Origin of the sequence: Metallococcus carri (assembly GCF_011440275.1) — a bacterium.
GTDB classification, from domain to species: Bacteria; Actinomycetota; Actinomycetes; order Actinomycetales; family Dermatophilaceae; genus Metallococcus; species Metallococcus carri.
The window spans coordinates 302907-317985 of the sequence record NZ_JAAOIV010000001.1 but is presented as its reverse complement, the minus strand read 5'-3'; the positions used below and the strand labels follow the sequence as shown (position 1 = coordinate 317985).

Genomic DNA, 15079 nt, shown 5'->3' with positions numbered 1-15079 from the left:
GTGGCTGTCCCGAAGCGGAAGATGTCGCGCGCCAACACCCGCTCGCGCCGTGCGAACTGGAAGGCGACGCCGGTGGCGCTGTCGACCTGCCCGCAGTGTGGTGCGCCCAAGCAGGGTCACCTGGCCTGCCCGGCCTGCGGCACCTACAACGGCCGGCACTACAGCGCCGCGGAGCGCACCGAGCACCAGGGCTGACGAGCCCCGCCTCGACGTGACCTCCAAGCGAGCCCGTCAGGCGCAGCAGCGGCCCGTCGCCGACCTCGTCGCAGAGCTTCAGCGCATCTGCGGGGTGGCCGTCGACGAGCCGCTGCTTCTGCGTGCCCTGACCCACCGGTCGTACGCCTACGAGAACGGCAACCTGCCGCACAACGAGCGGCAGGAGTTCCTCGGTGACGCGGTGCTCGGCATCGTGGTGACCGACACGCTCTACCACACCTATCCGGACGAGCCCGAGGGTCAGTTGGCGAAATACCGGGCCTCGGTCGTCAACTCGCGCGCTCTGGCCGGAGTCGCCCGCGAGCTCGGGCTGGGTGACTACCTGCTGCTCGGCCGGGGCGAGCTCGCGACCGGTGGTCGCGACAAGGACTCGATCCTCGCCGACACCACCGAGGCCGTCATCGGCACGGTCTACCTCTCCGGCGGTATGCCGCCCGCCGCGGCCCTGGTGCACCACCTGGTCGACGGCCTGATGGCCCAGGCGTCCGGGCTCGGGGCCGGACTGGACTGGAAGACCTCGCTGCAGGAGCTGTGCGCGACCCAGGGGCTCGGGGCCCCGTCATACCTCGTGGACGAGGAGGGGCCGGACCACGACAAGGTGTTCACCGCGCACGCCGTGGTCGCCGGCGAACAGCTCGGGGACGGCGTGGGCCGCAACAAGAAGGCGGCCGAGCAGATCGCCGCCGAGGCCGCCTGGAATGTGCTCAAGGAGCGTGCGGCCAAGGCCACCGAGGCCGAGCCGGTCGTCGAACCCGGTGCCTGAGCTTCCCGAGGTCGAGGTCGTCCGGCGCGGCCTGGCCGAGCATGTCGTCGGGCGCCGGCTCGAGACCGCATCGGTGCTCGGGGCGCGGGTCGCTCGCCGGCACGAGGCCGGGCCGGCGGCGCTGGCCGCCGCGCTCACCGGCGTGACCGTCGAGCAGGCGGACCGGCGAGGCAAATATCTCTGGCTCGCGCTCGACTCCGGTGAGGCGCTGGTCGTGCACCTCGGCATGAGCGGGCAGATGCTGGTCACCTCCGCGGACACACCGCGGCCGAAACACTGCCACGCCTTCTTCGGTATGTCGGACGGGCGCGAGTTGCGCTTCGTCGACCAGCGCACGTTCGGCGGGCTGCAGCTGGTCGACCTGGTCCCAGATCCGTTCTCCGACAAGCAGATTCCGTCGGTCATCACGCATATCGCTCCCGACCCGCTCGAGGCGGCGTATGACGAGGCGAGCGTCAACCGGAAGCTGCGGCACCGGCATACGGCGGTCAAACGAGCGCTGCTGGACCAGACGCTCGTGTCGGGGATCGGCAATATCTACGCCGACGAGGCGCTCTGGCGCTCGCGGTTGCACGGGGAGCGATGGACCGACCGGCTGACCCGCCCCGTGGTCGCCGGGCTGCTCGAGCACGCGCGCGAGGTGATGATCGCCGCGCTGGGGGAGGGCGGCACATCCTTCGACGCGCTCTATGTCAACGTCAACGGAGCCAGCGGACGAATGACATTGGATGTATACGGGCGGGAAGGTCGCCCGTGCAAGCGCTGCGGCACCCCGATCGTGCGCGAGCGATTCATGAACCGCTCCAGCCACTTTTGCCCAGTCTGCCAGCGGAAACGCTAGCCGAACGCTCGCGTTCAACCCAACCACGAGTGATAATCCGACCTCTGTCATGACGGATCGTCAGGCGGCTCAGTCGAGCTGTCGACGCCAGAACGGGTCGTCTGCCCAGTCGTCGGGGATGCCCATGCCACGCAGGTTCATCGCGGGGCGGGAGTCGACCAGTTCGTGAAGTCGCCGCGCCCAGCCGCTGCGCGGGGAGATCGTTTCCAGGACCGTCTGCAGGGAGACGAGGACGGGGTAGAGCCGCTTCCTCGATCTCTCGGGCAGCGCTTCGGTTCCTTCGAGCCAGGACACGATGGGCGAGTTCGGGATCGCCGGGTAGACGCCGAGGCCGACGTTCCACAGTCGGCCGTGGTGGGCGCAGACGTTGCGAACGCGGACGTAGGTCTGCATCCAAGACTCGAGCACGGGCGCTGTCAGGCCGATGCTCCGGGCGACGGCGGTCCGATCAGAGCGGCGCTTCAGATTCCGGTACCCGCTAGTGAGCTGTCCGACGGTGAGGGTCTCGACCATGAGCCAGGACGGCGGCAGCTCGGGTGAGCCGTAGGTGGTGAGGTAGTGCTCGAGCGCCGAGCGGTGGACCAGCGAGTCCTCCCCGGCGTCCGGGGTGCCGCGGAGCCGCTCGTCGCAGGTGTCCCTGACGATCTTCAGAAGTCCCGCATGCTTGCCGCGGTCGCGGAAGTGTGAGGCGTCCATGTACCAGTGCGGGTCGTCGTAGACCGTCGACATGTGATCGGTCAGCGCCGCGCGCACGGCGACCTCGACGCGCTCGAGGGCGTCGATGACCACCGAGCGCAGCGCCCGGTCGAAAACGTAGAGGTCGAGCACGTCGTCGAACGACGTCCCATCTCGCAGGCGATGCTCCGGTCCGGCCGTCTGAAACGGGATCGTGTAGGGGGAGAGGCGGTAGTATCCGATGTGGCGCAGGTGCCGCAGCGCCCGGTCCCGGTTGACGATGACCAGTCCGCGGTCGGCGAGGCGGTCGACGAGATCTTCCAGCTCCATTGGCGGCTTGTCGTAGCTCAGCGTTCCGCGCGGGCGGGGCGCGCGGCGCGGCTGCGGCATCGACGCTCCCTCCTCTATGCGGGCAGAGAAAATCCCCCAAGTGCGCATCGTGGAGAGGCGTGGGGGATGTAGTGCCCTCAGGCTACCACGGACGGGTCGAGGCGTCGACCGTGCGCGTCTGTCGGCCGACGAGCACCACCACCTTGCGGCCCGGTGCGTAGCCGGAGTCGTGAGGTTCAAGAAGTCGTCGCGGGTGCGCGCCGCTCGATGAGCACGGTGTCCCGCCACTGGCCGGCGAGCGGCCCGCACGGCATCAGCCCGATCCGCTCGCGGCGTCCGACGACCCTGAATCCGGCGCTCTGGTGGAGTTTCAGGCTGGCGGCGTTCTCGGGGAAGATCGAAGACTGGACCGTCCAGACGCCTGATCGGTCGGCGACGGCGAGGAGGTCTCCGAGCAGCTGCGATCCGACGCCGCGCCCGGCCGCGTGAGGGGCGACGTAGACCGAGTGCTCGACGACGCCCCGGTAGACGGGGCGGGCCGAGACGGGTCCGGCGGCGGCCCAGCCGAGCACGCGGTCATCACCGTCGACGGCGACGAGCATGAGGTCGGGACGCTTGCCGGACGCGAACGCGTGCCAGTCCGGCGGGGGCTCGGCTTCGAAGGTGGCGTGGCCGGTGGCGATGCCTGCGCGGTAGATGGCCTCGACGGCGGGCCAGTCGGCCGGCGTCATGGGCCTGGTCGCCAGCGGCTCCATCAGGCGTTGAGCGCCTTGGCTGCGGCGGCGAGGGTGTCGATGGTGGGGCGGTAGTAGGCCCAGCGGCCGCGCTGCTCGCGGGCGACGAGCCCGGCCTCGACGAGCAGCTTCATGTGGTGGGAGACGGTGGGCTGGGAGAGCCCGACGGGCTCGGTGAGGTCGCAGACGCACATCTCGCCGTCGCTGCTGCCGGCGATGAGGGACATGAGCTTGACCCGGGTGGGGTCGCCGAGGGCCTTGAACACCTTCGCGAGGTCGTGGGCGAGGCCGTCGTCGATCGTCTCGCCGAGGACGCAGCAGGGCGCGACGTCGGCCGTGGCCTCGGTGGCGGGAGGAGTGCTCATGCCTCCATTCTGCCTCACGTATTGACATCTGTCGATACGTGAGGCAGGCTCGACACATCGAAGAACGTCAATACGTGGAGGTTGCAGTGAATCCCGTCATCGTCATCGGAGCCGGCCCGCAGGGTCTGGCCGCCGCCGCCCACCTGCTCGAGCGCGGGCTGGAGCCGCTGGTCCTGGAATCGGGCGACACCCCGGCGTCGGCTGTCACGGAGTGGGGCCATGTGCGCCTGTTCTCGCCGTGGTCGGAGCTCACCGATCCCGCGGCCCGCCGCCTGCTCGAGCCCTCCGGCTGGAGCACGCCTGACAAGGACTACCCGACGGGCGCGCAGTGGGTCGAGGGCTACCTCGCCCCGCTCGCCGAGGCGCTGGGCGACCGCGTCCGGTACGGCTCGCGCGTGGTCGGGGTGGGCCGGAAGGGCCGCGACCTCTCGGTCGACGCCGGTCGGGCCGAGCAGCCGTTCGTCGTCCACGTCCGCCGCGCCGACGGGAGCCAGGAGCGGTTCGAGGCGCGTGCGGTGATCGATGCCTCGGGCACCTGGCGGGCCCCGAGCCCGGCGGGCGCGGACGGGCTGCCTGCCCTGGGCGAGGTCGACGCGGTCGAGGCCGGTCTGCTCGGCCATCGCACCCCGAGCCGGGATGAGGCTGCAGCCCTCGCCGGGAAGCACGTCGTGGTCGTCGGCAGCGGGCACTCGGCAGCGACCGCCATCGGTGACCTCGCGGCGGTGGTGCGCCGCGAGCCGGGCACCCGGGTGACGTGGGCGCTGCGCCGCGGCTCCGTCGGCAACGCGTTCGGCGGCGGGCCCGCCGACGAGCTGCCCGAGCGCGGTGCCCTGGGCCAGCGGGCGAGGAAGGCCGTCGAGGACGGCCTCGTCGACCTGGTCACCGGGTTCCGCACCGAGGAAGTGCGGATCGAGGACGGCCGGGCGGTCCTGGTCGCCGAGGACGGCCGCCGGCTCGCTCCCGCGGACCGGGTGGTCGTCGCGACCGGGTTCCGCCCGGACCTGTCGTTCCTGTCCGAGGTGCGCCTGGACCTGGACGTGCGGCTGCAGGCCCCGGCGAAGCTCGCCGCCGAGGTCGACCCGAACGTCCACTCCTGCGGCTCGGTGCGCGCCACGGGCGCGGCCGACCTCGCCCACCCGGAGCCCGGCTTCTACATCGTCGGAGCGAAGTCCTACGGCCGCGCTCCGACGTTCCTGGCGATGACCGGGTACGAGCAGGTCCGCAGCGTGGCCGCCGAGCTCGCCGGTGACCACGACGCCGCGTCGCGGGTGGAGCTGGAGCTGCCCGACACCGGGGTGTGCGGCGGGTCGGGCCTGTTCGACGCGCCCGAAGAGGCGTCGTCCGGCGGCTGCTGCGCGCCCGCGCCGCAGCTGATCCAGCTCGGCACGAGGACGGCGGGATGAGCCGCGGCCGCCTGATCGTCGTCGGCGGCGGCCAGTCCGGGCTGGCCGCCGCCCGTGCCGGGCTCGTGAACGGCTGGGAGCCGGTCCTCATGGAGGCCGGGCCGGAGCCGGTCGGGTCCTGGCCGCGCTACTACGACAGTCTGCGCCTGTTCTCCCCGCGCGGCTACAGCGCCTTCCCCGGCCACCCATTTCCCGGCGACCCGGACGGCTACCCGGGCCGCGACGAGGTCGTCGACTACCTCCGCGGCTATGCCCGCAGTCTTGATGTCGAGATCCGAACCGGGGCTCGGGTCGTCGGCGTGGCCGCGGACGGCCTCTCGTTCATGGTCGAGCTGGCCGACGGGAGCAGGTTCGAGGGGTCCGCGCTGATCGCCGCCTCGGGCTCGTTCGGCAACCCGCACGTGCCGACGATCCCCGGTCAGAGAGCCTTCGGCGGCCGGGTCCTGCACGTGGCCGACTACCGGTCCCCGGAGGAGTTCTCGGACCAGCGGGTCGTGGTCGTCGGCGCGGGCAACTCCGCCGTCCAGGTCGCCCACGAGCTCGCCGACCACGCCAGGACGTCGCTGGCGGTGCGGGACCGGGTCCGGTTCGCGCCGCAGGTCATCGCCGGAAAGGATCTGCACTGGTGGTTGAAGGTGACCCGCGCCGACCTGCTGCCGCCGTCGGTCCTCGCCCGGATCGTCACCGGCACCCCAGTGATCGGCACCGACAAGTACCGGAAGGCGCTGGAGGCGGGACGCCCCGACCAGCGGCCCATGTTCGCCGAGTTCGCCTCCGACGGTGTCGTGTGGCCGGACGGCTCGCGGGAGCAGGTCGACGCGGTGGTGTTCGCGACCGGTTACCGGCCGCATCTGCCGTACCTGCGTTCCCTCGGCGTCCTCGACGAAGCCGGCATGCCGAGACATGACCGTGGGGTCGCGACCGGCCTGCCGGGTGTGGGTTTCCTCGGTCTGGAGTTCCAGCGCTCGTTCTCCTCGAACACGCTGCGCGGGGTCCACCGCGACGCCGACTACGTGGTCACGGCTCTGGCCGGGCAGCCGCGGGGTGCCGCCGTTGCCTGAGCTGGCGACGCGCCCAGCGCTGGGGACGGTGCTGGCGGCGCTGTGCGTGACCGAGATCGCCTCCTGGGGCCTGCTCTACTACGCCTTCCCCGTCCTCGCCCCGCGGATCAGCGCCGACACTGGCTGGTCGCCGGTCGTCGTCGCCTCGGCATTCTCGGCCGCGCTGGTCGTCTCGGCGCTGGCCGGGGTGCCGGTCGGCCGGGTCATCGACCAGCACGGGCCGCGCCGCATCATGTCCGCCGGCTCGATCCTCGGCGTCCTCGCCCTCGTGGTGATCGCCGTCTCGCCGGAACTGCCGGTCTTCATCGGTGGCTGGGTGCTGGCCGGGGCCGCGATGGCCGGGGTGCTCTACCCGCCGGCTTTCGCCGCGATCACCGGCTGGTTCTCGGGTCGACGCCTGGGTGCGCTGGCGACGCTCACCCTGGTCGCTGGCCTGGCCAGCACGGTGTTCGCTCCGCTGACCGCGACCGTCGGCGCGCACGTGGGCTGGCGGGCGACCTACCTGTGGGCGTCGGTCGTCCTCGCCGTGCTCACGGTCCCGGCTCACTGGTTCCTCCTGCGTCGGCCCTGGCCCGCGAAGCAGCACCCCGAGGAACCCGCCGTCGACCGCGCCCACGCAACGGAGGTCCTGCGCAGCGCACGGTTCCGGCTGCTCGCAGCGGGACTCACCCTGGTGTCGCTGGCGATGTACTCCGGACTGCTCGCCCTGGTCCCGCTCATGCTCGAGCGCGGCCTGACCGCGCAGTCCGCGGCATGGGTGTTCGGCCTCGGCGGCATTGGCCAGGTCGCCGGCCGCCTCGTCTACACCGGTCTGGCGCGCCGCGTCCCGCTGACCGCGCGCACCGCGACGGTGTTCGTCCTGGTGTCGGCGAGCACGCTCGCCCTCGCCGTCGTACCGGGCCCGGTCGGCCTGCTGGTCGCGGCGGCGATGGCCGCCGGGATCGGGCGCGGGATCGCGACGCTGCTGCAGGCGACCGCGATCACCGACCGCTGGGGCCCGCGCGCCTACGGCCACCTCTCCGGCGTCCTGGGCCTGCCGGTGCTGCTGGCCACAGCCCTCGCCCCGTTCGCCGGCGCGGTGCTGGCCGAGGCGACCGGCGGCTACGCGCACGCGTTCCTCGTCCTCGCCGCCCTGGCAGCGGTCGGGACGGTGCTCATGATCGCCAGCTCACGCACCCAGGCTCCCCGCCGGGCGGAGGCCACGGCCGAGCAGACGGCGTGACCCGGGTTCAGGCCTTCGACGAGACGACCAGATCTGAGAGGAGGCCGCGGGCCTTCTCGGCGAGTTCGTCGCGGATCAGACGCATCCGCTCCTCGCCCTCGATCCCGCGGTCTGACGGCTCGTGGATGCTCCAGGTCTCGATGGTCCCGGCCATCCCCGGCGCGGGCTCGACGACGGCCTCGTCGCCGATGACGACGACGCGGTCCACGGTGCGCAGCAGGGCCGGGTCGATCGGCTTGGGGTGCTCGCCGGCCATGCTCGCCCCGACCTCCGCGACCGAAGCAGCGGACAGCGCATTGAGCGACGCCCCTGGGGCCGTGCCCGCGGAGTAGACCTCGACGGCGTCGCCGGCGATCTGGCGCATGAGGGCGGCGGCCATCTGCGACTTCCCGCCGTTCTTCTTGCAGACGAACAGCACCGCCGGCACCTGCCCGCGTTCCTCCTGCTCGGCGGGCGCGAGCAGTTCGTCGACCAGCTTCTCGATGCGGGCGCGGATCTCGTCTCGGATCGGGCGGACGGCGTCGATGCCCTGGCCGGCGGGGTCGTCGAGGGTCCAGTCCTCGTAGCGCTTGCCGGGGTAGAAGGGGCAGGTGTCGCCGCAGCCCATGGTGATCACGACGTCGGAGTCCTGCACCGCTTCGGTGGTGAGGATCTTGGGCTGCTCCGCGGCGATGTCGATGCCCACCTCGGCCATCGCTTCGACGGCGACCGGGTTGATCTGATCGGCGGGCATCGAGCCCGCCGATCGGACCTCGATGCGGTCGCCGGCGAGGCGGCGGAGCCAGCCGGCGGCCATCTGGGAGCGGCCGGCGTTGTGGACGCAGACGAAGAGGACGGAGGGCTTCGGATCGGTCATGTTCGGTCCTGTTCTTTCAGTCGGTGAGGGCGGCGATGAGCGTGCGGACGCGGCGCTCGATGTCGTCGCGGATCGCTTCGACTCCTTCGGGCGAGGCCAGGGCGGGGTCGCCGACGGCCCAGTCCTCGTAGCGGACGCCGGGGATGATCGGGCAGACGTCGCCGCAGCCCATGGTGACGACCACGTCGGCGGCGCGGACGGCGTCGTCGGTGAGGGGCTTCGGGAAGGCTCGGTCGGCTTCCTGCCCGCCCTCGATCTCGGCGAGCAGCGACCGGACGTGCGGGTGCACGTCCGCCGCCGGCGTCGACCCCGCCGAGCGCGCGATCACCCTGCCTCCGGCGAGCCGGTTGACGATCGCCGCGGCCAGTTGGGAGCGGCCGGCGTTGGCGACGCACACGAACAGCACCTGCGGCCGGCCTGCCTCCCGGTCTCGCGTCAGGTCGGCCAGGCGCTGGCGGGCGAAGCGCTCGGTGAGCGGGATCATGTGCTGGGTGAGCTTGGCCGAGCGGGCGAGGCCCGCGTAGGACTCGCGCACGATCGCGATCACGAGGTCGCGGTCCAGGCCGGCCGTCTCGTCGGCCAGCTCCTCGCCCAGGCGGGTGACCCGGCCGTCCATGTCCGGCAGCGTCTGAGCGCGGGCCTCCGCATTCTCGGGGGCGTCGGCGACCGCGGCGGGGGCGAACGCGTCGAGCAGCGCGGAGACGGCGCGCCGCCTCGCCGGGGCGATCCGGTACCAGACCCAGGTGCCACGGCGCTCCGACAGCAGCAGCCCGGTCTCCTTGAGCACCTTCAGGTGATGGGAGACCGTCGGCTGGGACACGTCGGCGAGCTCGGCGAGATCGCACACACAGGACTCGCCGCGGGGATCGGTCGCGATAGCGGACAGCATCCGCAGCCGCAGCGGCTCCGCCAGCGCCTTCAGCGCGCCGGCCACGGTCGTCGCGGCTTCCTGGCCGATCGCGTGCGTCGTGGACGGCGCGCAAGCCTCGGAACCGGTGACGGCTTCGGCGGTGGTCATGATGCACTCGATTCGGCGTAGGGGTCGGTGCGGAACCAGGCCTTTGCGCCCCAGAGGGACACGTAGACGAGGCCGACGAGCACCGGCACCTCGATCAGGGGCCCAACGACGCCGGCCAGCGCCTGCCCGGACGTGGCACCGAACGTGCCGATGGCGACGGCGATGGCGAGCTCGAAGTTGTTGCCCGCCGCGGTGAACGCGAGCGTGGTCGACCGGGCGTAGCCCAGGCCGAGGCCGCGGCCGAGCAGCATCCCGGCCAGCCACATGATCGCGAAGTAGGCCAGCAACGGCAGCGCGATCCGGGCGACGTCCAGCGGGTTGGAGGTGATCGCCTTCCCTTGCAGGGCGAACAGCAGCACGATCGTGAACAGCAGGCCGTAGAGCGCCCACGGCCCGATCACCGGCAGGAACTTCTCCTCGTACCAGTCCCGTCCGCGGCGCTTCTCGCCGATCCACCGCGACGCGAACCCGGCGACGAGCGGGACGCCGAGGAACACCAGCACGTTGAGCGCGATCTGCCCCACCGACACGTCCAGCCCCTGCGTGTCCAGGCCCAGCCAGCCGGGCAGGACAGTGAGGTAGAACCAGCCCAGGACGGAGAACATCACGACCTGGAAAACCGAGTTGATCGCCACCAGCACCGCGGTGGCCTCGCGATCCCCGCAGGCCAAGTCGTTCCAGATCACGACCATCGCGATGCACCGGGCCAGGCCGACGATGATCAGCCCGGTCCTGTACTCGGGCAGATCCGGCAGCAAGACCCAGGCGAGGGCGAACATGACCGCCGGGCCGACGAGCCAGTTCAGCACCAGCGAGGAGACCAGCAGCTTCCTGTCGCCGGTGACGGCGGCGACCCGGTCGTAGCGGACCTTCGCGAGCACCGGGTACATCATCACCAGCAGCCCCAGCGCGATCGGCACCGAGATCCCGCCGACCTCCATCCGGGACAGCAGCCCGGACAGCCCCGGGACAAGACGGCCCAGCAGCAGGCCGGCGACCATCGCCAGGCCAATCCAGGCGGGCAGCCACCGATCCAAGGTCGAGAGCCGTCGGGTCGCCGGGGACGCAGCGGTCACTGCTTGATTAGACATGCCTCTATATTGAAGCGCGTCGAATCAAATGGCAAATCGCTGCGCGTTCTGGTCGGCAATCTGCCTTGCGCGTGGAGCGGCAGGGCATCTGGTGACGGCATCCTCGTGGGCGTGTGCCCGGCTGCCGTGTCCGCGCCGGCTCGTCGTGTCCGCCAGCGCCGTTCCCGAGCGGCGTCTCGGCGAGACGCGGGCGGTCATCGATCCGCGCCGGCTGCTCGGCGTCGGTGTGCCGCTGGGTCCTGTGCGGCCCGCGTGGTCCGGGACGGACGGCAGTCGGCGTCCTGGGTTCGGCGGTGCGCCCCGGCTATTGCGGCCGCGGCGACGGCCAGGACGACTGCGATCCCCGCGGCGACGGTCCAGGGGCTGCGCAGGTGGCCGCCGATCCCGGCGAGCGCCCCTCCGGCGAGGACGAGCGGCAGTCCGCAGCAGAGCACCACGAAGAGAACCGCGCCGTCCGCCATCAGCAGCCCGCCGCCCGGTCGATCATCCGGTCGGCGCATTTGTCTTGCATTCTCGTGGCTGGGTCGTGATCAACAGCATGGGTGGACGTTGCGTCCGCCGGTGGCCCTTTCGGGGCCGTCCAGGAAAGCGGAGGCGAGTGCGGAGCCGAGCCAGTGGGCTTCTGCGACGGTGACGACCTGGCCGTCGGGGTGCTCGGCGAGCCATTCCTCGGCGTCCTCGGGCGAGGCGAAGTAGTGCACCTGGTTGCAGAAGGAGGAGCGGATCGAGGCGAAGCGCTCGGGGTCGATGAGGGACACCACGGCGGTGGCGGGCTCGACGCGGGTGACGCCTGCGGCGGGGTCGACAGTCACCCGGACGGTCTGGCCGCTGGTCGGCGAGGTCGACTCGATGCGCGCCGGGCGTGCGAGCAGGGCTGGGAAGGCCAGGGTGTCCAGGGCGCACCAGGTGTACAGGTCGTTCCCGTCGACGGCGAACCGGTGGACGGTGGGGCGCAGGGTGAGGCCCTGGCCGACGATCCGGTCCTGTTCGTCGTACTCGGTGTCGGGGACGAGCGCCAGGCCTGCGCGCACGTCGTCCTCGCTGCGGCCGGCCGCGTCGGCGAGGTCCTCCACCGCGAGTGGATGCCCTTCGACGAGCAGCCTCAGCAGCGGCACGAGCAGGCCGGCGTCGAGCCCGGACTCCTCGGTGCGGACGAGCCGGTCGGCCAGGCCTCCTGCCAGGTCGGTGGTGCGGTCGGTCATCGCGATCTCCTCGGATCTGTGATCGGTGGGCTGGGCCCCGTGCGCGCTCACGCGCAGCACGACAGGAGCGACGGATCGGTGGTGAAGGCCCTGGCGGCGATCCGGATGCCCTCGGCCATGGTCAGGTAGGGGGCCCAGGCGTCGGCGACCTCGGCGACGGTCTTGCCGAGCACGTGGACCCCTGCGGCGGCGAGCTCGCCGGCGTCCTTGGCGACGGCGGTGATGCCGAGGATCTTCCCGGTGTCGGCGTCCACAACGATCTTGACGAAGCCGCGGCTGTCGCGGTTGACCAGTGCGCGGGGAACATGATGCAGGGGCAGGACGCGGCAGTCGCAGCGGATCCCTGCGGCGACGACGTCCTTCTCGGTCATCCCGACCGCGCCGATCGCAGGGCCGGTGAACGTGACCCTCGGCAGCCGGGCGTAGTCCACGGCCCGGTCGGCGTCGGCGAACGCGTTCTCGGCGACGAGGGTGCCGTGCTGGGCGGCGACGTAGACGAACTCGGGGTGGCCGGTCACGTCGCCCGCGGCCCAGATCCGCGGGTGGGAGGACTGCATCCGGTCGGAGACGACCACCTCGCCGAGGTCCCCGGTCTCGACCCCGACCGCGTCGAGGCCGAGCCCGTCGGTGGCTGGTCGTCGCCCGAGGGCGAGGAGCACTTGGTCGGCGCGGAACTCCTCCCGGCCGCCGGCGACGTCGGCGGTGACGAAGGCCTGCCCGGTCGCGGCGTCCCGCGACACCCGCGTCGGCAGCGCACGGCGGACCACCCGGATGCCCTCGTCGGCGAACACCTCCTGCAGCGTCCTGGACACCTCCGGCTCCTCCTTCGACGCCAGCCGGGACCGCACCAGCACGGTGACCTCGGAGCCGAGCCGGGCAAACAGCTGCGCCTGCTCCAGGGCGACGTAGCCGCCGCCGATCACCAGCAGCGACTCAGGGACCTCCGTCAGCTCCATCGCCGTGGTCGAGGTCAGGTACCCGGTCTCGTCCAGACCGTCGATCGGCGGGGCCCACGGCCGAGCGCCGGTCGCGACCAGGTAGTGCCCGGCCTCGATCGTCTCGGTGCTCCCGTCGTCCCCGGCGACCTGGAGGACCGGTGCGTCGGGGGTGCCGGCGAACGCGGCGTCGCCGCGGCGGACGGCCCACCCGTAGGAGTCGGCGACGTCGGCGTACTTCTCGCCCCGCAGCGACTCGACCAGCGCCTGCTTCCCGGCGATCAGGGCGGGCATGTCCACCGGCCCCGCCGTCGTTTCGATCCCCGGGAACCGGTCGGCGGCGTCGGCCGCGGAGTGCCGTGCGTCGGCCGCGGCGATGAGGGCCTTCGACGGCACGCAGCCGGTGTTCACGCAGGTGCCGCCGAAGGTCCCGCGCTCGATCATCACCACCGACTTGCCGAGCGTGGTCGCGCGGATCGCGGCGGCGAACGCCCCGCCGCCCGATCCGATGATGGCGAGGTCGTACATGGTGGTCATCCCGGCTCCCTGTCGATGCTTGGACTTCTGGTCCCTGCTCAGCCATGCTGGACCTTCCAGTGCAGGGGAAGGTCAAGAGGACTTTCCGCCGATCGAAGAGGGGATGCGAGATGCGCATCGGGGAACTCGCAGAGCGGGCGGGCACGACGGCGAAGACGCTGCGCTTCTACGAGGAGCAGGGACTGCTTCCCCCGGCCGAGCGGACGCCGTCCGGATACCGCGACTACGCGCCCGAGACGGTCGCCCGGATCGACTTCGTCCACCGCGGCCAGGCCGCGGGCCTCACCCTCGCCCAGATCCGCCAGATCCTCGACATCCGGGACGGCGGCCACGCGCCCTGCGAGCACGTGCGCGACCTCCTCGATGCACGCCTGGCCGAGATCGAGCAGCAGATCGCCCAGCTCGCGGCGCTCCGAGACACCATCGCCGGGCTCAGGAACGACGCCGCGAAGCCCGACCTCGACTCGTGCAGCCCGGACCAGGTCTGCCGGTATCTGTGAGTGCTGCGCCGATCTCGCCGTCGTCGCCGGCCGGACCACCGTGCCGATCGGGCCGGCAGGCACTGGAGATGGACGATCTCGGTGAACCATCCGACTCGCCGCCAGCCGAGGCTTCATCGTCCTCGTGCGTCGCGGGCTGAGCCGTCCGCGGCGGAGAGCCGGTCAGTGGTGTCCGCGCTCTGCCGGCTCCGGGGAGCCGCCCATCATGCGGAGCATGCCGGTACTGCCGGTGCGGAGGAACACGGTCAGCAGGGCGGCGGCGAGTGCCAGGAAGGCGATGTTCAGCCAGGTGGTGTAGTTCCAGCTGATGCCGGTCTCGGCGACTGCCAGGTTCCGGTCGTGCGGGACCATGCCGAGCGGGCCGAAGATCAATTCGACGAGGTATCCGGCGACGACCATCGCGGCGTAGAAGACCAGGCAGATCCGGGACGTGGCCTTCCAGCCGTAGTACTTCTTGTAGATGAGGATGATCGGGATGATGATCAGGTCGGCGAACAGGAAGCTGACCACGCCGCCGAAGCTGATCCCGCCGTTCCACAGCACCGCCGCCAGCGGCACGTTCCCGACCGAGCAGACGAAGCTGACCACGGCCAGCAGTGGCCCGATCAGCGGGCCCAGCACGAACGAGGCGACCGGGTCTTCGGTGAAGAACACTGCCTGCAGCCAGGCCTTGGGCACCCATGCGGCGAACGCGCCGGCGATCAGCAGGCCCAGCACGATGTCGCGGAGCACGGCCGCCCAGTCCATCACGAAGTAGCGCGAGACCGCGGTCACGCCGTCCCGGGAGAGCAGCCGGGCCCAGAATCCGGCGTCGCCCTGGACGGACATGTCCATGGCGGCGTGGCCCTCCATCGACCCGGCGAGCCCCTGCTCGGCCTGCCGCCGCGCCGCCTCGACGATCCGGCCGCGCATCCAGAGCCTGAATCCGAGCGCGACCAGCACGATCATGATCGGGCCGCCGACGAACTCCGCGGCGGTGAACTGCCAGCCCATCACGAACCACAGGACCAGCCCGAGCTCGAGCACCAGGTTGGTCGAGGCGATCTCGAAGGCCATCGCCGCCGCGAAGTCCGCGCCCTTGCGAAACAGCGCCCGGGCCAGCGCGACCGCGGCGTAGGAGCAGGACGAGGACGCCGCGCCGAACAGCGCGGAGACCGCGATCGATCTCGGCGAGTCGTCGGCCATCAGCTGCGTGACGCGCTCCTTGCGCACCACCGCCTGGATGACGCCGGACAGCATGAAACCGAGCACGAGGGGCCAGAGGATCTGCCAGCCCATCGAGCCGGCCATCGCCAGCGCGTCGACGACTGCGCTCAGGACGTCCATCCGG

At 71.7% G+C, this 15079-nt stretch carries 16 protein-coding genes and 2 pseudogenes; 7 read left to right on the top strand and 11 right to left on the bottom strand.

Translation table 11 applies throughout. From position 1 onward, the window contains the following. From rpmF to mutM, 3 genes are read left to right on the top strand one after another with little or no spacing between them, the layout of a single operon-like run. A complete protein-coding gene (gene rpmF, locus G9U51_RS01555) occupies window positions 1-195 on the top strand; it encodes a 50S ribosomal protein L32 (RefSeq protein WP_166192062.1) in 195 nt (64 codons plus the stop codon). A 16-nt stretch (window positions 196-211) separates the two neighbouring features. Beyond that, complete coding sequence (gene rnc, locus G9U51_RS01550; protein WP_166192059.1) at window positions 212-979, top strand: ribonuclease III; 768 nt, start codon at window positions 212-214, stop codon at window positions 977-979. Continuing rightward, window positions 972-1820 carry a bifunctional DNA-formamidopyrimidine glycosylase/DNA-(apurinic or apyrimidinic site) lyase gene (gene mutM, locus G9U51_RS01545; RefSeq protein ID WP_166192056.1) on the top strand — a complete coding sequence of 283 codons (849 nt, stop codon included), beginning with the start codon at window positions 972-974 and terminating at the stop codon, window positions 1818-1820. Before rnc ends, mutM begins: the two co-directional genes overlap by 8 nt. 69 nt (window positions 1821-1889) lie before the next feature. Here the strand turns inward: mutM and G9U51_RS01540 are convergent, their stop codons facing one another. The 3 genes from G9U51_RS01540 to G9U51_RS01530 all read right to left on the bottom strand — a co-directional run bounded on the left by G9U51_RS01540 (window position 1890) and on the right by G9U51_RS01530 (window position 3924). Next, window positions 1890-2933 (bottom strand): Abi family protein, encoded by a 1044-nt coding sequence (locus G9U51_RS01540; RefSeq protein ID WP_235945285.1) that lies wholly within the window; start codon window positions 2931-2933, stop codon window positions 1890-1892. Window positions 2934-3061: 128 nt separating this feature from the next. Next, complete coding sequence (locus G9U51_RS01535; RefSeq protein ID WP_029144379.1) at window positions 3062-3580, bottom strand: GNAT family N-acetyltransferase; 519 nt, start codon at window positions 3578-3580, stop codon at window positions 3062-3064. Next, window positions 3580-3924: an ArsR/SmtB family transcription factor gene (locus G9U51_RS01530; RefSeq protein ID WP_029144378.1), complete on the bottom strand. Its 345-nt coding sequence runs from the start codon at window positions 3922-3924 to the stop codon at window positions 3580-3582. The genes G9U51_RS01535 and G9U51_RS01530 overlap by 1 nt, the downstream gene beginning before the upstream one ends. An 86-nt stretch (window positions 3925-4010) precedes the next feature. On the opposite strand from G9U51_RS01530, the gene G9U51_RS01525 reads away from it, so the two are divergent. The 3 genes from G9U51_RS01525 to G9U51_RS01515 are packed head-to-tail and all read left to right on the top strand — an operon-like array spanning window position 4011 to window position 7610. Then, window positions 4011-5327: an FAD-dependent oxidoreductase gene (locus G9U51_RS01525; RefSeq protein ID WP_036283240.1), complete on the top strand. Its 1317-nt coding sequence runs from the start codon at window positions 4011-4013 to the stop codon at window positions 5325-5327. Beyond that, window positions 5324-6388 (top strand): flavin-containing monooxygenase, encoded by a 1065-nt coding sequence (locus G9U51_RS01520; protein WP_029144376.1) that lies wholly within the window; start codon window positions 5324-5326, stop codon window positions 6386-6388. The genes G9U51_RS01525 and G9U51_RS01520 overlap by 4 nt, the downstream gene beginning before the upstream one ends. Beyond that, window positions 6381-7610, top strand: coding sequence for an MFS transporter (locus tag G9U51_RS01515; protein WP_207947907.1), 1230 nt, complete (start codon window positions 6381-6383; stop codon window positions 7608-7610). Before G9U51_RS01520 ends, G9U51_RS01515 begins: the two co-directional genes overlap by 8 nt. A 7-nt stretch (window positions 7611-7617) precedes the next feature. Here G9U51_RS01515 and G9U51_RS17180 read toward each other — a convergent pair. The 7 genes and pseudogenes from G9U51_RS17180 to merA all read right to left on the bottom strand — a co-directional run. Further along, a pseudogene (locus tag G9U51_RS17180) lies at window positions 7618-8016 on the bottom strand (arsenate-mycothiol transferase ArsC); the annotation flags it as partial. A gap of 51 nt (window positions 8017-8067) precedes the next feature. Then, window positions 8068-8466 (bottom strand): annotated as a pseudogene (locus G9U51_RS17175) (arsenate reductase ArsC); the annotation flags it as partial. A gap of 16 nt (window positions 8467-8482) precedes the next feature. Continuing rightward, entirely contained in the window at window positions 8483-9484 is a 1002-nt protein-coding gene (locus G9U51_RS01505; RefSeq protein WP_029144374.1) for a metalloregulator ArsR/SmtB family transcription factor, read from the bottom strand. Further along, window positions 9481-10560: an ACR3 family arsenite efflux transporter gene (gene arsB / locus G9U51_RS01500; RefSeq protein ID WP_029144373.1), complete on the bottom strand. Its 1080-nt coding sequence runs from the start codon at window positions 10558-10560 to the stop codon at window positions 9481-9483. The genes G9U51_RS01505 and arsB overlap by 4 nt, the downstream gene beginning before the upstream one ends. Window positions 10561-10769: 209 nt before the next feature. Continuing rightward, window positions 10770-11075 (bottom strand): hypothetical protein, encoded by a 306-nt coding sequence (locus G9U51_RS01495; RefSeq protein ID WP_174878643.1) that lies wholly within the window; start codon window positions 11073-11075, stop codon window positions 10770-10772. Window positions 11076-11105: 30 nt separating this feature from the next. Further along, window positions 11106-11777 carry an organomercurial lyase MerB gene (gene merB / locus G9U51_RS01490; RefSeq protein ID WP_094459170.1) on the bottom strand — a complete coding sequence of 224 codons (672 nt, stop codon included), beginning with the start codon at window positions 11775-11777 and terminating at the stop codon, window positions 11106-11108. A 47-nt stretch (window positions 11778-11824) separates the two neighbouring features. Further along, window positions 11825-13249, bottom strand: a complete 1425-nt coding sequence (gene merA, locus G9U51_RS01485) for a mercury(II) reductase (protein WP_029144372.1) — start codon at window positions 13247-13249, stop codon at window positions 11825-11827. 110 nt (window positions 13250-13359) lie between these two features. Between merA and G9U51_RS01480 the strand changes: the two genes are divergently transcribed. Beyond that, a complete protein-coding gene (locus G9U51_RS01480) occupies window positions 13360-13749 on the top strand; it encodes a heavy metal-responsive transcriptional regulator (RefSeq protein ID WP_029144371.1) in 390 nt (129 codons plus the stop codon). 162 nt (window positions 13750-13911) lie between these two features. Here G9U51_RS01480 and G9U51_RS01475 read toward each other — a convergent pair whose 3' ends face one another. Continuing rightward, window positions 13912-15075: a permease gene (locus tag G9U51_RS01475; RefSeq protein ID WP_029144370.1), complete on the bottom strand. Its 1164-nt coding sequence runs from the start codon at window positions 15073-15075 to the stop codon at window positions 13912-13914. Window positions 15076-15079: the final 4 nt, after the last annotated feature.

Bases quoted from the DNA above. Each gene is read 5' to 3' on its own strand.
- G9U51_RS01475 (WP_029144370.1), bottom strand. From the start codon at position 15,075: ATGGACGTCCTGAGCGCAGTCGTCGACGCGCTGGCGATGGCCGGCTCG.
- merB (WP_094459170.1), bottom strand. From the start codon at position 11,777: ATGACCGACCGCACCACCGACCTGGCAGGAGGCCTGGCCGACCGGCTC.
- G9U51_RS01540 (WP_235945285.1), bottom strand. From the start codon at position 2,933: ATGCGCACTTGGGGGATTTTCTCTGCCCGCATAGAGGAGGGAGCGTCG.
- G9U51_RS01495 (WP_174878643.1), bottom strand. From the start codon at position 11,075: ATGCGCCGACCGGATGATCGACCGGGCGGCGGGCTGCTGATGGCGGAC.
- G9U51_RS01480 (WP_029144371.1), top strand. From the start codon at position 13,360: ATGCGCATCGGGGAACTCGCAGAGCGGGCGGGCACGACGGCGAAGACG.
- G9U51_RS01530 (WP_029144378.1), bottom strand. From the start codon at position 3,924: ATGAGCACTCCTCCCGCCACCGAGGCCACGGCCGACGTCGCGCCCTGC.
- G9U51_RS01535 (WP_029144379.1), bottom strand. From the start codon at position 3,580: ATGGAGCCGCTGGCGACCAGGCCCATGACGCCGGCCGACTGGCCCGCC.
- G9U51_RS01520 (WP_029144376.1), top strand. From the start codon at position 5,324: ATGAGCCGCGGCCGCCTGATCGTCGTCGGCGGCGGCCAGTCCGGGCTG.
- G9U51_RS01505 (WP_029144374.1), bottom strand. From the start codon at position 9,484: ATGACCACCGCCGAAGCCGTCACCGGTTCCGAGGCTTGCGCGCCGTCC.
- merA (WP_029144372.1), bottom strand. From the start codon at position 13,249: ATGACCACCATGTACGACCTCGCCATCATCGGATCGGGCGGCGGGGCG.